Raw genomic sequence first — 17,115 nt, 5'->3', positions numbered from 1 at the left:
CAGCAGAACGGCGCGGTGGGGCACCCCCGCCGCGCCGTCCAGCTCAGCCCACGGTCACCCGGCGTGCGAGACGCCCTCCGCCGCGAAGCGGCTGCTGTCCGGACCGTCCTCGGCCTCCCGCGGCGGCCCCGTGCGTCCTGCGGTGGGACGCAGGGCGAACACCAGCACGGCTGTCGCGACGAGGGCGATGACCATGATCCAGACCGCGCCGACGTGCATGGCGTGGATGAACGCACGGTCTGCCGCCACCGCGAGAGCGGGCTGGTCGAGAGTGCCGGTGACGTGCCTGGCCTGCTCCGCGGACACGCGGACGCTGTCCTGCAGTGCGGGCGGGACGTCGCCGAGCGAGGGTTCGATCGCGTTCCGGTAGGCGATCGACATGATCGTGCCGCCCACCGCGATCCCCATCACGCTGCCGACCTGGCGCGCCGTGTTGGTGACGGCCGAACCGGCGCCGGAGCGTTCCAGCGGCAGGCTGCTGATCAGCGCTCCGGTCACCGGCGCCAGCACCATGCCGACGGCGAGGCCCTGGATCAGCAACACGACCGAGATCCAGGTGAGCGAGGTGTCCAGGTCGAAGAAGCCGACCGCGCCGAAGGAGAACGCCGCCACCGTGAGCGAAGGTATGGCGACCGCACGCAAGGACCACAGGCGGACCATGCGTGCGCCCAGCGGCGCACCCACGACAGCGCCGATCGCGGCCGGCACATTGGCCAAGCCCGCCTTCAGCGGCGAGAAGCCGAGCGCGCCCTGCAGATAGAACGCATTGTAGAAGGTGACGGCAGCCACGGAGAAGAGCAGCAGTGACATGGACAGGTTGCCGCCGCCGAACACCCGCTGCGCCAGCAGCCGAGGGTCGAAACTCGGTTCCCTGGTCCGCAGTTCGACGAGCACGAACCCGGCGAGCAGGGCCAGCCCGGCCGCGATCGGTGCCCAGACGTCCCACCGGCTCCAGGTGTCCACCTGTCCCGCGCGGATCAGGCCGTAGGTCAGCGTCGCGAGCCCGCTGATCGACAGCAGGATCCCGGCCGGGTCCAGCGGTCGCACGACGGGGCTGCGGAAATTGGGGACCAGCAGGATGATTCCGGCCAACGCCACCACGACAACGGGCACGTTGATCAGGAAGACCGAACCCCACCAGAAATGGCTGAGCAGGACCCCGGCGAGGACCGGGCCCGCGGCCATTCCGACGCCGGTCGCCGTCGAGGAAATGGCGATCGCCGTCGCTCGCCCCGGACCGGTGAACGTCCACAAAAGGATGGCGAAGTTGGCGGGCATGATGAAAGCGGCGCCGATGCCCATCGCGGCGCGGGCCGCGATCAGCTGTCCCGCGTCGCCGGCGTACGCCGCCCAGATCGAGGTCGCGGCGAAGATCACCAGTCCGGCCGCGAGCACGTTCCGGTGGCCGAAACTGTCGCCCAGCGCGCCGGCGGTGAACATCAATGTCGCGAAGACCAGGGTGTACGCGCCGGTGGCCCATTGCAGCTCTGCCGGGCCGGCGCCCAGTCCGCGGACGGGATCGGCAAGGGTCTCCAGGGTGATGCTGAGGACGGTGTTGTCCAGCCAAATCAGCAGTGAACACACCATGAGAACGGCAAGAATCAACTGCTGCCGCGACTTCGGCAGCGTTGCAGGCGCGGTCATGGACACCTTCGGATGTCGATTGACGAAAACCTGACCGACGATAAGCAAGCGCGCGAAGCATTGTCAAGTTCGGAGATTCTTGTCAACGCTATTGCGGTGGAACTGGCGGTATGCCCAGGGATGTATTTGCGGTCGGGACAATTGTGTGCCCTCTGGAAGAATTTGCGTTCAGGATTGTTTTATGGCCCCGGCAGCCGTAGGGCAGGCTCACCACGCCTGGCGCGATGGCCTCGGTGATCTCCGCGACCGCGACCACCTCCCGGTGCCGGACCTTCCGGTTCGGGGTCAGCGATCTGCGCCTGGGCTCGCGCCTTGTCCGTACCGCCCGTCGGGGAGCGCTACGGCGTCATCGCGGGCTTGCTGACCGTGCCGTTGCGCAGGCGTGCGCGGACGTCCTCGGCCGCCGCGTGCCCCAGGTCGGTGAGGATGGTGAGCGCCCGCTGCCAGTGCTCGTGCGCGGCGGCCGGGTCGCCGGACTCGCCGTGCAGGTCGCCGAGGTGCAGCAGGCTGATCGACTCGTAGTAGTGGTCGCCGAGTTCGCGGTACAGCCTGATCGCCGTCTCGTAGCAGGTCACCGCCTGCCGGTGGTTGCCGAGGTGGTGGTGCGAGTAGCCGAGCGTGTCCCAGGTCGCGGCCTCGCCGTCGCGGTCCTTGATGCGGCGGTGCAGGACGATCGACTCCTGGCAGTGCACCAGTGCCTGGTCGTAGTCGCCGACCAGCGCGTAGCACCAGCCGGCCGTGTTGAGGGCGTTGGCGTGGCCCACGCCGTCGTCGGCCAGCAGGCGGTGGAGCGACAACGAGCGCTGGGCGTGGTTCAGGGCCTCGGCGTAGTCGTGCGACTGTTCCAGCAGCAGCGCCAGGTTCGTGTGCGTCCTGGCCTGGCCGCCGAGGTCGCCTGCCCGCTGGTAGAGCTCCAGCGCCCGCGCGTAGTGGTGGCGGCTCTCGGTCACGCGGCCCAGCCGTGCGTGCGCGCGGCCGAGGTTGCGGTGGGCGGCGGCTTCCAGGGACAGGTCGCCGAGCCGGGCCGCGGCCGCCCGGGACACGAGCTGGCAGCGGATCCAGTCCTCCCAGTGGCCCTGGCGTTCCAGGAAACCCGACACCACCCAGGTGAGCTCGGCGGCATGGCGGTCGGCGCCGTGGCGGGCCGCGTGTTCGGTCGCCGCCAGCAGGACGCAGTGTTCCGCGACGAACCAGGCCGTGGCGTCGGCGTAGGCGGTGATGTCCTCGACCCGCACTCCTGGGTGTGGCGCGGCGGGGGTCACCTCGGTGCGCTGCGGGTTGAGCAGCACGGCGGCGGCGTGTCCGGTGTGGAGGTAGTGGTCGAGGATCCTCATCGTCGAGGCCCGCCGGTCGGCCTCGGATTCCTCCTCTCGCGCGGTTTCCTCGGCGTGCGCGCGCAGGAGGTCGTGGAACGTGAAGCGGTCCGGGAGATGCTCCAGGACCAGGTGGGCGTCGGCGAGCTCGGTCAGCAGTGCCCGCACCCGCGGCACCGGCAGGGCCGCCAGGCTGGCCGCCGCCGCGACGCTCGTGTCCGGCCCGGGATGCGTGCCCAGCAAACGGAACAGCCAGGCCGCGGGTCTGCTCAGCGCCCGCGTCGACCACGAGAACACGCTGCGCAGGTCCGCCCGTGCGTCTCCGCCGGACAGAGCGTCCAAACGGGCCGTGCGCAGCTCGGTAGCGAAGCGCGCCAACGGGAAACCGGGGCGGGTCGCCGCCCGTGCCGCCACCACGGCGAGTGCCAGCGGCAGGCGGGCGCACAGCTCCACGATCTCCGTCACCGCCGCGGGTTCCGCGGCCGTGCGGCGCTGACCGACGCGCCGCGCCAGCATCCGCTTCGCCTCCGCGGGCGGCAGCACGTCCACGATCACGGGGTGCGCGCCCTCGCCGGCGACCAGCCCGACCAGCGGGGTCCGGCTGGTGACGAGCACCGCGCACGCCCCGTCGCCCGGCAGCAGCGGGCGCACCTGGTCGGCGTCGCGGGCGTTGTCGAGCAGCACGAGCACACGACGACCGGCCAACCGGCTGCGGTACAGCGCCGCCTGCGCCTCGGTGCCGGCGGGGACGCGGTCGGGCGCAACCCCGTGCGCGGTCAGGAAACCGCGCAGCGCCTCCGACGGGTCGACCGCCGTTCTGCTCGGGTCGAAGCCGCGCAGGTCCACGTACAGCTGGCCGTCCGGGAACCGCGGCGCGGCCCGGTGTGCCCAGTGCACGGCGAGCGAGGTCTTGCCGACACCGGCCGGTCCGGTGATCGCGGCGATCGGTGTGGCGTCCTCGCTCGCATCGGTCAGCACCGTGTCCAGCCGGCGCAACAACGGGTCGCGGCCGGTGAAGCCCGCGGTCCCGGCCGGCAGCTGGCGGACCGCGACGGGCGTGGGTGCCGCCCGTGGTGTCGCGGGCGGGTCGGGCAGCCGTTCGGGAGAGGCAGTGGGCGCCGTCCGTGGTGTCGCGGGCAGCCGTTCGGGAGAGGCAGCGGGTGCCGGAAGACCGCGCGCGACGGCGGCCAGCACGTCCGCCTCCGCCGCCTCCAGCCGCAGCGCGTCGATCAGCAGCCGCACCGACGCGCTGCGCGGCCGCCGCAGCGTGCCGTTCTCCAGCCGCCGGATCGTCCGCACGCTCAGCCCCGCCCGTCCGGCCAGCTGTTCCTGCGTCAGCAACGCCCTGGTCCGCCAGGCGCGCACCAGCTCACCGAGCCCGCCCGGCGCTAATCGGCCGCCTGGATCGTCGGACATCAGTTCCCCCAGAGTGTCCGGTCAATGTCCGGTCGCGGACCTGTCCCCTGTGATCGCGACCACGGCAGAGTCTAGTGGCGTGACCGGCAAGAGGCGGTCCACAACGGCATGGGGGACAAGTGGCGGACCTGATCGGTCTGGACGAGGCCGAGAAACTCGATGTAGCGCAGGTGCACGAGCTCTACCGCAAGTACGTCAACAGGAGCCAGGTCCGGCTGATGACGTCGTTCGGCTTCGGCCGTGACCTCGTCGACCACGCCGAGGGTGCCTACGTGTACACCCGCGACGGCCGCAGGATCCTGGACTTCACGGGTGGTGTCGGCGTCCTCAACCACGGGCACAACCACCCGCGCATCCTGGCCGCACGGCGGAGGTTCCAGGAACGACGGCGCATGGAGGTGCACAAGACCTACTTCTCGCCCTATCTCGCGGCGCTGGGCCACAACCTCGCGGCGGTGCTGCCCGGCGACCTCACGCGCTCGTTCGTGCCGAACTCCGGCGCGGAGGCCGTCGAGGGCGCGGTCAAGCTGGCCTACAAGTACCACGGCGGCGCGCGGCGGCGGATCCTGCGCGCGGACAACAGCTTCCACGGCAAGCTGCTCGGCTCCGGCGGTCTCACCGGTGGCACGCAGAACCACTTCGCGTTCCCGACGATCCCGGGCATCGGCACGTTCAGCTACGACGACCTCGGCTCCGTGCGCCGCGAGATCGACGCCTCCCGCGACGCACGGGGCCGCAGCGACGTCTACGCGCTGCTGGTCGAACCCTTCAGCGCCTCCACGATGCGGTGGTGCTCCGAGGAGTTCCTGCGCGGCCTGCGGGAGCTGTGCACCGCCGAGGACATCGTGCTGGTCTTCGACGAGATCTACACCGGCTGGGGCAAGACCGGCAGCATGTTCCACTTCACCCGGTACGACGGGCTGGTCCCGGACGTGGTCACCACGTCGAAGTCCTTCGGTGGCGGGAAGTCCTCGGTCTCCGCCTACGTGGCGCGCGAGCCGGTCTTCCGCAAGGCCTACGACAACATGACCGACGCGATGATGCAGAGCACCAGCACGACCTACTACGGGTTCGGCGAGGAGACCGCGACCGCCATCGAGGCCATCGCCATCGCCGTCGAGGACGACTACCCGGCACGCGCCCGCGCGCTGGAAGCGGTTCTGGCGCCCGGACTGGAACGCATCCGCAAGGCCCACCCGGACTGTGTCGCCGACGTGCGCGGCGCGGGAGCGTTGTTCGGGGTGTTCCTCACCGGCGGTCCCAAGGTCCTCGACCTGATCGCGAAGCTGCCCGCGGGCCTGGCGAAGGACCCGTTGATCCGCACCAAGGTCGTGACCGCCGCGGTGATCGACACGTTGTACCGCAAGCACGGCATCTACACCTACAACACGCTCAACGGCCGCAGTCCGCTGGTCGTGAGTCCACCGCTGGTGGCCGAACCTGAGGACGCGGAACGGTTCCTCGACGCCCTCGACGCCACGCTGGAGGAGGGCATGACCCGCCTGCTGGGCCGGTTCATCCGCGAGCGGGTGACGTCGTGGTGACCCGCGTCGCCGTCACCGGTGCGGCCGGCGTGCTGGGCTCGCACCTGGTGGAACGGCTGGTGCGCGACGGGTACGAGGTCCGCGCGTTCGACCTGCGGCCGGTGCCGGAACGACCGGGGCTGACGTCGAGCACGGGCGACATCCGCGACCCGCGCGCACTGGCACCGGCGTTCGGCGGGGCCGACGCGGTGGTGCACTGCGCCTCCGCGCTGCCCAGCTATCCGGCGGCCGACATCAGGTCCATCGTGGTGGAGGGCACCACGACCGTGCTGGAGGCGGCGCGCGCGGCGGCGGTCACGAGGGTCGTGCACATCTCCTCGACCGCCGTCTACGGGTTGCCGCGCCTGGTGCCGACGCCCGAGGAGCACCCGCACGAGCCCGTGGACACCTACAGCGGCGCCAAGGCGGCGGCCGAGGTGGTCGCGCAGCGGTTCCGCGACGAGGGCATGTGCCTGCCGGTGCTGCGGCCCAAGACGTTCCTGGGACCGGGTCGGATGGGGCTGTTCGACATGCTGTTCCAGTGGGCCGAGGAGGGCCGCAACTTCCCGGTGCTGGGCAAGGGCGACGTGCGGATCCAGATGCTCGCGCTCGACGACCTGGTGGACGCGGTCGTCACCGTGCTGCGGGCACCGGAGTCGATCGCCTGCGACACCTACAACATCGGCGCCGCGGACTTCGGCACGCTGCGCACCGACTTCCAGGCGGTGCTGGACGCGGCCGGGCACGGCAAACGGATCGTGTCGGTGCCCAGCGGACCGGCGGTGGCCGTGCTGAAGGGCCTGGAGCGGACCCGGCTCTCGCCCGTGTACGGCCGGCTGGTGCACAAGCTGCTCGCCGACTCGTTCGTGAGCGTCGACAAGGCTCGCGACCGGCTCGGGTTCTGGCCCCGCAGGTCCAACCGCGACGCGATCCTGCAGACCTACGAGTGGTGGCGCGCGCGACGGGCGGACGCGCCCGCCGCCGGGGGCGGGCGCACGAGCCGCGACCCGTGGCGGCAGGGCGTCCTGGGCCTTGCGAAGGTGTTCTTCTGACATGACAACCGAAACCACGACGGAGTCCACAAAGGACCAAGAGGGGCGTCGGTGGTGCTGGGGGACGCGGCTCGTCGTGACCGCCGCGGTGGCGTGGGCGGTGTTCCTCGTCCTGCACTTCCTGCTGGTGGGGGAGTGGTGGGTGTGGCTGGTGCTGGAGGCCACCCCGCCGGTCGCCCTGGTGGTGGTGCCGGCGGTGCTGCTCGCGGCCACCTGGTTCGCCCGGCCCGTGCGGCGGGGGCTGGCCCTCGTGCTGGCCGTCCTGCTGCTGGCCGGCGCCTACCTGTCGGGTTACGTGCCGGCGTGGCCGGACGACACCCGCGCGACGGGCACCGAGGTCAAGGTCTTCGCCTGGTCCACCGACTACTGGCGGATGTCCGACGACGAGGACGCCTTCTACGCGTTCCTGCGCGGCCAGGACGCCGACGTCTACCTGCTGCAGGAGTACCTGTACTGGGAGGGCGACGACCGGCCGGTCCGCATCGACGACACCGCCCGGCTGCGCGCGGAGTTCCCCGGTTACGAGGTGTCGGCCGACGGTGAGTTGCTGACGCTGAGCCGGCTGCCGGTCGTCGCCACGCACCACCAGCCCGACCCCGGCACCGAGACCGGCTGGTACTGGCAGGGCCGCAAGTCCCAGCGCACCGACGTCCTGGTCGGTGGCCGCACGGTCTCGTTCTACAACGTGCACCTGCCGGTGCCGTTCCGCATCGGCGACGACCCGTTCAGCCCTGAGTTCTACCGGTTCCTGCACGAGCAGGGCACCTGGCGGCTGCGCGAGCTCGACCGGTTGCGCGCCGACCTCGCCGCCAACCGCAACCCGGTCGTCGTGGCCGGCGACCTCAACTCGCCCTGGATGGAGCTCACCGGGCTGGGCGCGGGCACCCGCTCGCACCACCCCGGCGGTGGCACCTCGTCCACGCCGTCCTGGCCTGTCTCCGACTACTCGCTGCCGCGTCTCTGGCGGCTGGACTGGCTCTACACCTCCGGCGACCTGGTCGTGCCCGGCTACCGCTTCGGCGGCGGCGAGGCGTTCTCCGACCACGCCGCGCAGGAGATCAGGATCGCCGTCCCGCCCGCGTCTTGAGACCTGAGAAAGGGAACCACTGTGCCGCACGCACGACAGTTCGACGTGACGGTGATGCTCGACTACTACGCCCCCTACGTCAGCGGCCTGACCGAGTCGGCGCGCCTGACCGCGGAGGGCCTGGCGCGCCGCGGCTGGCGGGTCGCGGTGGCCTGCGCCCGGCACGACCCGGCGCTACCCCGCCACGAGGTCCTCAACGGCGTCCACGTGTTCCGCGCGCCGGTGCTCGCCAAGGTCAGCCGCGGGTTCCTCAGCCCGGCGCTGCCGGTACTGGCCGGGCGGCTCGCCGCCCGCTCCGACCTGCTGCACATGCACCTGCCCAACCCCGAGGCGGCGTTCGTCGCCGCCGCGCGCCGACGCGCCAAGCTCGTCGTCACCTACCACATCGACGCGTTCCTGCCCGACGGCGCGGTGAACCGCTTTGGGCTGTGGGCGGTCGACCAGGTGTGCAAGGTGGCGGTGCGCAAGGCCGACCTCGTCATCACCAACAGCGAGGTGCAGGCGCGGGGATCGCGGATCTGGCCCACCATCCGGCGCCGCGCCCTGCTGCCCATCCCGTCCCCGTGCCTGGACCGCACCGGCGGCGCTCCCGTGCTGCGTGACGGGGACGGTCTGCACATCGGGTTCATGGGCCGGATCGCCGTGGAGAAGGGCATCGAGCACCTCATCCGCGCGTTCCGGGCGATCGACGACCCGGCCGCGCGGCTGCTGATCGCCGGCGACGACCGGAACGTGGCCGGCGGCAGCAACATCGCCGAGCTGCGCCGCGAGGCCGCCGGTGACACGCGGATCCGGTTCACCGGGCTGCTGCGCGATCAGCAGGTGCGCGACTTCTACGCCTCCATCGACGTGTTCGCGCTGCCGTCGATCGCCGAGTCGTTCGGCATCGTGCAGGTGGAGGCGATGATGACGGGTGTTCCGCCGGTGGCCACCGACCTGCCCGGCGCGAACCACCCCGTGGCGGCCACCGGGTTCGGCCGGCTCGTGCCGCCGCGCGACCCCGTGGCGTTGCGGGAGGCACTGCTGGAGATGGCCGCCCTGCCCGCCGAGGACCGCGAGGCGGGCCAGGAGGCGGCGACGAAGCTGTTCGGTGGCGAGACGTCGCTGGACGCGCACGAAGAGGCGTTCCTGCGGCTGCTGGGCGGTCGGCGCTCGTGAGGCGGCTCAGCGACGGACCCGTTGTGCCCGAACAGGTTCGTTCCACACCCGAGAGCCGGCCACGGCGGTCGCGGCTGCCCGCGTGGCTGGTGCTGCTGCGGCCGCGCCAGTGGGTCAAGAACGTCTTCGTCCTGATCGTGCCGCTGGTCGTGGACCCCATCGCGTTGTGGCAGAACGGACTCGTGGCACTGTCCACAACGGCCACGTTCGTCGCCGCCTCCTCGGCGGTGTACGTCCTCAACGACTGGCTCGACCGGGACAAGGACCGGCTGCACCCGGACAAGCGCTACCGGCCGGTGGCGAGCGGTCGGGTCAGCCCGCTGGGCGCGGCGCTGCTCGGCGTGGCGTGCGTGGCGGTGCTGCTGGGATGCGGCGCGATGCTGCCGCCGCCGGTGCAGGCGACCGTCGCCGGGTACCTCGTGCTCAACCTGGCGTACTGCCTCAAGCTCAAGCACTACCCGCTGATCGACGTCAGCGTGGTCGCGGCGGGGTTCGTGCTGCGGGCCGTCGCGGGCTGCCTCGCGGTGGCGGCGCCGTTCAACCCCGCGCTGATCCTGTGCGTGTACTTCACCTGCTTGCTCATGTCGCTGGGCAAGCGCAGGCACGAGCTGGCGGGCGTGCGCAGCCTGGCCGTTGCGCAACGGCCCGCGCTCACCGGCTACTCGGTGCCGTTGCTGGACCAGCTCGTCGCCGTGCTGCTGGCCGCGACCCTGCTCAGCTACGAGATGTTCGTGCTGTCCGGGCCGGAACCGCAGTCCGCCGTGCTCGCCGTCGTCACCGTGCCGTTCGTGGTGTTCGCACTGTGCCGATACGCGTACCTGCTGGCGGCGCAACGCGGTGGCGAGCCCGGCCAGGACGTGCTCACCGACGTGCCGCTGGTGGTCAACGCCGTGGTGTGGCTCGCGTGCCTCGCGCTGGGGAGGGTGCTGTGATGCGGGTCGTCATGGTGTCCACCGGTGCGCCGCCGGATCCGCTGGGCGGCATCGGGACCTACGTGGAAGGGCTGCTCGGCGGGCTCGCGTCGCGCGACGCCGAGGTCCACCTGGTGGGGGCGTCGCGCCACCGCGGCCTCCCACCCGAGTCCGGCGACGGCCGGGTGACCGTGCACCGGGTGCCCACCGGTCAGCCGAGGACGCGGCTGGGCATGGCGATCGCGTTGGCACGGCTGAACCTCGCCGGTATCCGCTACGTCGTGCGACGGCGGCCCGACGTGGTCGCCGTCCACGACTGGATGTGCGCGCCCGCCGGATTGGTGTGCGCACTGCTGCTGCGGCTGCCGGTGTGCTTCCACGTCCACTCCGCGGAGATCTTCCGCGGGGAGGGCGGCCGCGGCGCGGTCGCGTATGCCGGACGGCTGCTGACGAGGGTGATGAGCCGGTGGGCACGGCTGGTGGTGGTGCCCTCCCCGGACACCGTGGCCGCCGTGCCCTGCCTCGCCGGCAACGCGGTGGTCGTGTCGCACGGCGCCGGTAAGGCGTGGCGGATGCCGTGCCCGGACGCCGCCGAGCGCGAGGTCGTGCGCAAGGACGTGCGGGCGCGCTACGGCCTGCCCGACGGGCAGCGGCTGGTGGTGTTCGCGGGCCGGTACGCGGCGCACAAAGGCGTGACCGAGCTGGTGGAGGCGATCGGCCGGATCCCGGACGTGACCCTCGTGCTGGCCGGGTCGGGCTGGCCGGAGATCGGGCCCGACGAGCGTCTGCACCGCCTGGTGGCACGGCTCGGGCTGCGGGACCGGGTGCACGTGCTCGGCCGGTTCCTCGGCACCGGCGAGCTGCGCGACCACCTCGTGGCCGCCGACGTGTGCGCGTTCCCCTCGGCCTACGAACCGTTCGGCTTCGTCGCCCTGGAGGCCATGGCGTTGCGGGCGCGGACGGTCGTCGGGCCGGGGTTCGACGAGGCCGTGGTGGGCAGTGGGGAGGGCACGTGCCTGCGCACCACCACGATGTCCGTGGACGAGCTGGCGGCCGCGGTTCGGCGCGCCCTCTCCGCCGACGACCCGGAGCTGGGCGACCGCGCCCGCCGGTACGTCCTCGACCACCACTCCTGGGAGGCGGCCGCCGACCGCACGCTGCGGGTCTACGCCGAGGCGGTACGCCGGTGATCGCGGCGCGTTCCTGGGCGCCGGCCGGGCTTTCGGCCGGCGCGAGCGTGCTGGTCACGGTCGCCAGCCTGCTGATCGCCCGCTACGACGGCTTCGGTGTGTTCGGGGAGTTCGTCGCGGTGCAGGCGGTCGGCGTGGTCCTCGGCATCCCGATGCTGTGGGGTGTGCACGTGGCCGCCAGCCGGGCGATGGCGGCCCGGTCCGACGACCGGGTGGTGACCGGGACGGCGCTGGCGCTCGTCGCGGCCGCGGCCGTGGTGACGGTTTTCGCCTACTGCGCCGTGCTTCTCGCCGTCTCGGCACCGGCGTTGCTGTGGCACGCGGCCGGACTCGGCGCGTCGGCGGCGATGCTGACGCTCGCGGAGTCGTTGCTGCGCATCCGGGACCGGCAGCTGCTCGCCTCCGGTTGGCGCCTCGCGCTCGGACTCTCGTACCTGGCCGCGGTGCTGTCCGTGGTGGGGGAGGGGGATCCGGGCACGTACTCGGTCATGGTCACCGTGGGCAACACCCTCTGCGCGGCCGGCATGCTGGCCGGGGCGCGATGCGTGCCGGGACGTCCCGATCCGGTGCTTGCGCGGACGTTCCTGCGTGAGGGCTGGGCTTACAGCACCGGTCAGTCGCTGCTGGCCCTGCTCTTCGCGTTCGACGTGATCCTCCTGGTGCAGGCGGCGGGCCCGGCGGCCGTGGCCGTCTACGCGCTCTACGTCGGCAGCTGCCGACGGGTGATCGGCGTGCTGTTCACCGACTCGCTGGCCTCGGTGCTGATCTCCCTGCTGGCCCGGCGGGACCCGGCCACCGGCAGGCGCGCCGTCCTGCGGTACGCCCCGCGCGCCATCGCGCTGTCGGTGACCGGCGCGGTCGTGCTGGTGGCAGCGGGCCTGGCCGCCGCCGGCGCACTGCACCACCTGAACGCCGCACTCCTGGCGTTGACCGCCGCCGGCGCCACGGCCCACGCCCTGGTGGTCGTGCTGTTCTGCGTGGTCACGGTCCAGCCGTCGCTCGGCCTGGCCCGCGTCCGCACCGCGCTGACCGCGGCCTTCGTGCCCGGTCTGGCCCTGCAGGCCGCGGGCGGGGTGTTCGCCGGCGCGCCGGGCATGGTCGCCGCCTTCACCGCCTGCAACGTCGCGCTGGGCTGGTGGTTCCTGACCGTCGTCCGGCACGCGCCGGCCGTTCTCCCGACTCCTGCTACCGAGATGAGGTCTCGATGAAGCCCGACCGGCCACTGGCGCTGCTGCCCAAGGACGGCCTCACCCCGACCAGCGACGTGGACCACCCCACCTGGAACCACCTTCCGGTCCTGCGCGGCGTGCAACGGCTGCGGTTCCGGATCATCGTGGACCTGCTGGCCGGCACGAGGTTCCCGCGGCTGCTCGACATCGGCTACGGCAGCGGCGTGTTCCTGCCGGAGCTCGCCCGCCACTGCGACGACCTGCACGGCGTGGACCCGCACCAGAAGCGCGCCGAGGTGGAGGCCAACCTGGCCCGCCACGGCGTGAGCGCGACCCTGACCACCGCGAGCGTGGAGAACCTGCCCTACGACACGGGGTCGTTCGACTGCCTGGTGTCGGTGAGCACCCTGGAGTATGTGCCGGACATCGAGGCGGCGTGCGCGGAGATGCGCCGCGTGCTGCGGCCGGGCGGCGCGCTCGTGCTGTGCACGCCGGGCACCGGCGCGCTGTGGAACGTCCCCCTCCGCCTGCTCACCCGGCAGGGCCCAAGCCAGTACGGCGACCGCCGCGAACGCCTGCAACCCGCGCTGCGCGGGCACTTCCGGGTGGACCGTGAGATCAGGGTGCCGAACCTGGCCACCGCCGCGGTGCGCCTCTACACGGGCCTGCTCCTGCGCACTGGCTGATCTGCTCTTGCGGCACGCGACAACCTCGCTGTGGCGTGCCCACTGGGACGATCTCCAGCTCAGCGGGCACCGTCTAGGCCGAGAGACGCGCCGGCTCCGCCTTGACGACGATATGGCCCCGTTCGACCTGCCGGATGGCGTAGCGTGGCCCCTTGATCACGGTTGGCGAGGGTGGGGTCGCATGGGGCAGCAGGACTCGCGTCGGTCCGACGAGGCGTTCGAGGTCCAGAACGTGCTTTCGGGTGCCACCGGCTCGGCTGTGCAGGCGGGGTCGGTCACCGGTGACATCGTCATCAACCAGCCTCCGGCGGTGCGGCTCGCGGTGCCGGACCAGGTGCCGCGGACGACTCCGCGCTTCGTCAACCGGGTCCACGAGATGACGCGAATCGACGCTGTGGCGGGAGACGGAGGTTCGCCGCAGGTCGTTCTCGTCAGTGGCATGGCGGGCGTCGGAAAGAGTGAAATCGTCAGGAAGTGGGTGGCGCGGCAGCGAGAGGCGTTTCCCGACGGGCGTTTGTACGTCGATCTCGCCGCGCTGCGCACACCGGACGGCACCGCCGTGGGTGACGGGCTTGCCGAGTGCCTGCGCGCGCTGGGGGTGGACGAGGCGCAGATCCCGTCGACCCTGACCGGCCGTTCCAGCCTCTTCCGCACGAAGATGGCCGATGGTCGCCGGGTGGTGGTGCTCGACGATGTCACCGAACCGAGCCACGTCGCGCCCTTCGTGCCCGGCGGCGGTCGCAGCGTCGTTCTCGTCACCAGCAACAGCAAGCTCGTCGAGCTGACCCTCGACGGCGCGACGGTGGTGGAACTCGCGCCGCTGACGGCGGACGAAGGCGTGCAGCTGTTGTCCCGGCTCTGCGGGGACGGGCGGGTCGAGGCGGATCCGGAGGCGTCCGCTGTCGTGGCGGCGGCCTGCGCCGGGCTGCCGGTCGCCCTGCGCGTCGCGGCGGCGCGTCTGCTGGCCCGGCGGCACCTGACGGTGGCGGCACTGGCCGCGGAGCTGGTGCACGAGGAGCGGCGGCTGGCCGCGTTGTCCGTAGGAGGAGAACAGGTCGTGTCCGTCGTGTTCGACAATTCCTATCGTGCCCTCGACTCGGACGCGGCCGCCCTGTACCGGGTGCTGGGCCTGTTGCCGTTCCCGCACATCGCTTTTGATCTCGTTCCCGAGTTGCTGGGCACCAGCGCCGAGCGAGCACGGGACCTGCTCGACCCGCTGGTCCAGGCCAACCTCCTGGACGAACGCGCTGCCGACCGGTTCGCCTTTCACGACCTCGTGCGGTTGCACGCGCGGGAGTGCGCGTTGCGTGAGGAGCCGCCGAGCCGGCAGATCGAGGTGCTGGACCAGGCACTGCACCACTACCTGCCGCGGTTGTGCCACGCGGACCAGGCGGTGATGGGGAATCGGTTGCGCGTCGCCGACCACCTCGCGCTCACCGGCGGCACGGCCAACCCCTTTCCGGACGGCGACGCGGGCAGGCGGCAGGCGATCGACTGGATGGTCGCGGAACGCGCCAACCTGCTGGCCCTGGTCCGCTGGGCCGGGCGGGAGGGGCGCGACGACGCGGTCTGGCAACTCGCCGAGGCGTTGACGGCGCTGTACCTCAACCGCCGTTACCTCGACGACTGGACGGAGTCGGCGGAGGCGGGTGCCAGGGCCGCACGGCGAGCGGGCAATCCCGCCGCTGAGGCCCGGTTGCGCAGTGTGGTGTCCCGGGCGTACACGGATCTCGGCGAGCACGATCGCGCGGAGGAGGAACTGCGCCTCGCGCGGGAACAGGCCTGCCGGGCGGGCGACGCCCTGCTGTCGGCCTCGGTGTGGGAGTTCACCGGCCGCCATCTCGACCAGACGGATCCCGCCGCGGCCGTCGAGGCCTACCAGCGCGCGATGGAAGGCAGCCGCGTCGCGGGTTCGGACAGAGGCGTCGCGCTGGCGATGTTCTTTCTCGCGCGAGCCCTGCACGCGGCGGGTCAGCACACCCAGGCCCTCGCCACGATGCGGCAGGCTCACGAGGCCCTGGAAGCCGTGGGCGACTCCCGCATGGCCGGTCGCGCGCTGATCGGCCTCGGCGCGCTGCGCCGGGAGGCCGGTCAGCTCCGCGAGGCTCAGGCCGATCTGGAACGCGCGGCCGGCTGGTTCACCGCGGCGGGAATGACGCAGTACGAGGCCGAAGCACGCCTGACGCTGGTGGACGTGCTCGGTGACACCGCGGCGGCCGTGCCGCATCTCGAGCGGGTGGTGGAGATCCGCCTGGCCCAGGGTGCCGACGTCACCGGGCTGAGGGCCGTGTTGCGGCGGCTCACCGGGACACCGTGACCGTGCCGCTCCGGTCGCCCACCCGGAGTTCGAACTCGCCGGGAAGGCCGGACCCGGCGGCCATGAGGGTGTAGAGCGCGGAAGTGAGCAACCCCGCGTCGCGCAGTGCGGCGGGTGCGTGGAGGCTCAGGCGCCGGCCGTCGCGGATCATGATGTCGCATCCGCGGGGGGTGGCGTGCCCGGTCATGCGGCAGCCGGGGAACCGCTCGAGAGTGGTGATCAGCCAGTTGCCGATTCGGTTGTCGTCGTCCGTCTCACCGCGCACGATGGTCGCGGCATCGGCGAACCGCCTCAGGTTGCGCTCGCGCACGTCGACGCCGACGTGACGGATCGCGGTGGAGCCGGGCGGTGGCCGGTGGCCGCCTGCCTGAACAGGGAAGCGGTTCAGGGCGACCGTCGCTCCGTTGTGGACTGTCCCGGTGATCTCGAAGGAGTACACGGACGGCAGCGCCTCGCGTGGGTCCGGGCACGTCAACGACGGCTGCGGACGGTCCGGTTCGGACAGTCTCAGGGCGTCGTAACACCAGGCGCGCAACACCTGCAGCGCTCGGCCGGGCAACGCGAAGAGGGCATCCGCCACGAGTTCCGCCTTCGCCGCGTCGTGTTCCCTGATCGCGGCGTCCAGTTGCGGGCGCAGGTCTCCGGCGGGATCCAGCCTGTGCGCGGTGCGTCCCAGCTCCGCCATCGGAGTTCCGTCGACGACCTCGTCGCCGAACGCGGCCAGCACCAGCGGGCGGCCGGAAGCCGCGGCGTACAGGCTGAGCGAGCCGTGATCGCCGAGCACGACATCCGAAGCGATCATGGCCGCGTGCCAGCCCTGCGTGGGCTCCACGAGCAACAGGCCGGACTTCAGCGCGGTGTCCAGAATCCGGCGGACCTCCCACGCCCCGTGCCACGCCCACACGTTGGGATGTGCCACCGCGGCTACCCGGTACTCGTCCACGGGCAGCTCGCGCAGCAGCCGTTCCGCCAGCTCCGGGTGGGTGCCGAGCAAGGACTGCCCAGACCAGGTGGACGTGAGCAGTACCAGCCGCTGCCCGCCGGTGAGCCCGAGCCGGTCCCGGTAGTGGCCGCGCACCGACGCGCTGCCGGTGAGAAGGTCGAAGCTGGTGTCGCCGCCGAGAACGGTCCGGCCGGCCGCTTCGGGAACGAGGGTGGTGAGATGCCGTACCTGGTCGGGATGGGTGACCAGCATCCGCGCGCCGCCCTGCCGCAGCACCTCGGGAGCCACCACACCGGACACCCTGGTCTCCGCGGAGTCCACGTCGGGAACGTGCTTGTGGAAGCCGACCCCGTGGGGGAGCACGAGAACCGGAACCGCGCGGGCGGGCTGGAAGTCGATCTTCTCGCTGGCCGCCAGCACCAGATCGCAGTCGATGTCCGGAGCGGTCTCCCACGGGATGGCGTGTGCCGGAAGCCCGCGGATCAGCTCAACGGCACCGGAAGAGAACCTCGACCGCGTGTCCACAGTGAACAGCACCTGTACCCGATGATCGCCCGCGAACACCGGAAGTGCTTCCAGCAGGCGGATCGCCGAGGTGAGGGTGCGGGCCACGACGAGCACCCGGCGTTGGGCGCGGAACGTGGCCCAGCGGACGGACTCGGTTTCCGGGTTTCCGGGTTTCCGGGTTTCCGGGCTTCCGGGTTTC

At 72.0% G+C, this 17,115-nt stretch carries 12 protein-coding genes; 9 read left to right on the top strand and 3 right to left on the bottom strand.

The genetic code is table 11. The annotated features are described in order from the left end of the window. Positions 1-54 precede the first annotated feature (54 nt). Both BLR21_RS04965 and BLR21_RS04960 read right to left on the bottom strand, forming a co-directional pair. Positions 55-1,644: an MFS transporter gene (locus BLR21_RS04965; RefSeq protein ID WP_090004366.1), complete on the bottom strand. Its 1,590-nt coding sequence runs from the start codon at positions 1,642-1,644 to the stop codon at positions 55-57. A 338-nt stretch (positions 1,645-1,982) separates the two neighbouring features. Then, the gene (locus BLR21_RS04960) at positions 1,983-4,373 is read right to left on the bottom strand and encodes an ATP-binding protein (protein ID WP_090004365.1); all 2,391 of its coding nucleotides are present in this window, start codon (positions 4,371-4,373) and stop codon (positions 1,983-1,985) included. Between the two features lie 119 nt (positions 4,374-4,492). Between BLR21_RS04960 and BLR21_RS04955 the strand changes: the two genes are divergently transcribed. From BLR21_RS04955 to BLR21_RS04915, 9 genes are all read left to right on the top strand, one after another. Continuing rightward, a complete protein-coding gene (locus BLR21_RS04955; protein WP_218130734.1) occupies positions 4,493-5,917 on the top strand; it encodes an aspartate aminotransferase family protein in 1,425 nt (474 codons plus the stop codon). Beyond that, positions 5,911-6,948 carry an NAD-dependent epimerase/dehydratase family protein gene (locus BLR21_RS04950; protein WP_090004364.1) on the top strand — a complete coding sequence of 346 codons (1,038 nt, stop codon included), beginning with the start codon at positions 5,911-5,913 and terminating at the stop codon, positions 6,946-6,948. Before BLR21_RS04955 ends, BLR21_RS04950 begins: the two co-directional genes overlap by 7 nt. Position 6,949: 1 nt before the next feature. Continuing rightward, positions 6,950-8,035, top strand: a complete 1,086-nt coding sequence (locus BLR21_RS04945) for an endonuclease/exonuclease/phosphatase family protein (RefSeq protein WP_143027604.1) — start codon at positions 6,950-6,952, stop codon at positions 8,033-8,035. A 21-nt stretch (positions 8,036-8,056) separates the two neighbouring features. Then, positions 8,057-9,193 carry a glycosyltransferase family 4 protein gene (locus BLR21_RS04940; protein WP_218130733.1) on the top strand — a complete coding sequence of 379 codons (1,137 nt, stop codon included), beginning with the start codon at positions 8,057-8,059 and terminating at the stop codon, positions 9,191-9,193. A 23-nt stretch (positions 9,194-9,216) separates the two neighbouring features. Continuing rightward, a complete protein-coding gene (locus tag BLR21_RS04935) occupies positions 9,217-10,125 on the top strand; it encodes a UbiA prenyltransferase family protein (RefSeq protein WP_176929456.1) in 909 nt (302 codons plus the stop codon). Continuing rightward, on the top strand, positions 10,125-11,294 hold the full coding sequence (locus tag BLR21_RS04930; RefSeq protein ID WP_090004361.1) for a glycosyltransferase family 4 protein: 1,170 nt from the start codon (positions 10,125-10,127) through the stop codon (positions 11,292-11,294). The genes BLR21_RS04935 and BLR21_RS04930 overlap by 1 nt, the downstream gene beginning before the upstream one ends. Then, entirely contained in the window at positions 11,291-12,502 is a 1,212-nt protein-coding gene (locus BLR21_RS04925; protein ID WP_090004360.1) for a hypothetical protein, read from the top strand. The genes BLR21_RS04930 and BLR21_RS04925 overlap by 4 nt, the downstream gene beginning before the upstream one ends. Continuing rightward, positions 12,499-13,149 (top strand): class I SAM-dependent methyltransferase, encoded by a 651-nt coding sequence (locus tag BLR21_RS04920; protein WP_090004359.1) that lies wholly within the window; start codon positions 12,499-12,501, stop codon positions 13,147-13,149. The genes BLR21_RS04925 and BLR21_RS04920 overlap by 4 nt, the downstream gene beginning before the upstream one ends. Before the next feature lie 181 nt (positions 13,150-13,330). After that, the gene (locus tag BLR21_RS04915; RefSeq protein WP_176929455.1) at positions 13,331-15,466 is read left to right on the top strand and encodes a tetratricopeptide repeat protein; all 2,136 of its coding nucleotides are present in this window, start codon (positions 13,331-13,333) and stop codon (positions 15,464-15,466) included. Here the strand turns inward: BLR21_RS04915 and BLR21_RS04910 are convergent. Beyond that, the gene (locus BLR21_RS04910) at positions 15,450-17,021 is read right to left on the bottom strand and encodes a hypothetical protein (protein ID WP_143027603.1); all 1,572 of its coding nucleotides are present in this window, start codon (positions 17,019-17,021) and stop codon (positions 15,450-15,452) included. The genes BLR21_RS04915 and BLR21_RS04910 overlap by 17 nt on opposite strands. Positions 17,022-17,115 lie beyond the last annotated feature (94 nt).

This window comes from Lentzea albidocapillata subsp. violacea (genome assembly GCF_900100275.1).
Taxonomy (GTDB): domain Bacteria; phylum Actinomycetota; class Actinomycetes; order Mycobacteriales; family Pseudonocardiaceae; genus Lentzea; species Lentzea violacea.
Note: the sequence above shows the minus strand (reverse complement) of the source record. Positions and strands in the feature narration are given on the sequence as shown.

Coding starts and splice junctions, on each gene's coding strand:
- BLR21_RS04965 (WP_090004366.1), bottom strand. CDS start 1,644: ATGACCGCGCCTGCAACGCTGCCGAAGTCGCGGCAGCAGTTGATTCTT.
- BLR21_RS04960 (WP_090004365.1), bottom strand. CDS start 4,373: ATGTCCGACGATCCAGGCGGCCGATTAGCGCCGGGCGGGCTCGGTGAG.
- BLR21_RS04945 (WP_143027604.1), top strand. CDS start 6,950: ATGACAACCGAAACCACGACGGAGTCCACAAAGGACCAAGAGGGGCGT.
- BLR21_RS04930 (WP_090004361.1), top strand. CDS start 10,125: ATGCGGGTCGTCATGGTGTCCACCGGTGCGCCGCCGGATCCGCTGGGC.
- BLR21_RS04920 (WP_090004359.1), top strand. CDS start 12,499: ATGAAGCCCGACCGGCCACTGGCGCTGCTGCCCAAGGACGGCCTCACC.
- BLR21_RS04915 (WP_176929455.1), top strand. CDS start 13,331: ATGGGGCAGCAGGACTCGCGTCGGTCCGACGAGGCGTTCGAGGTCCAG.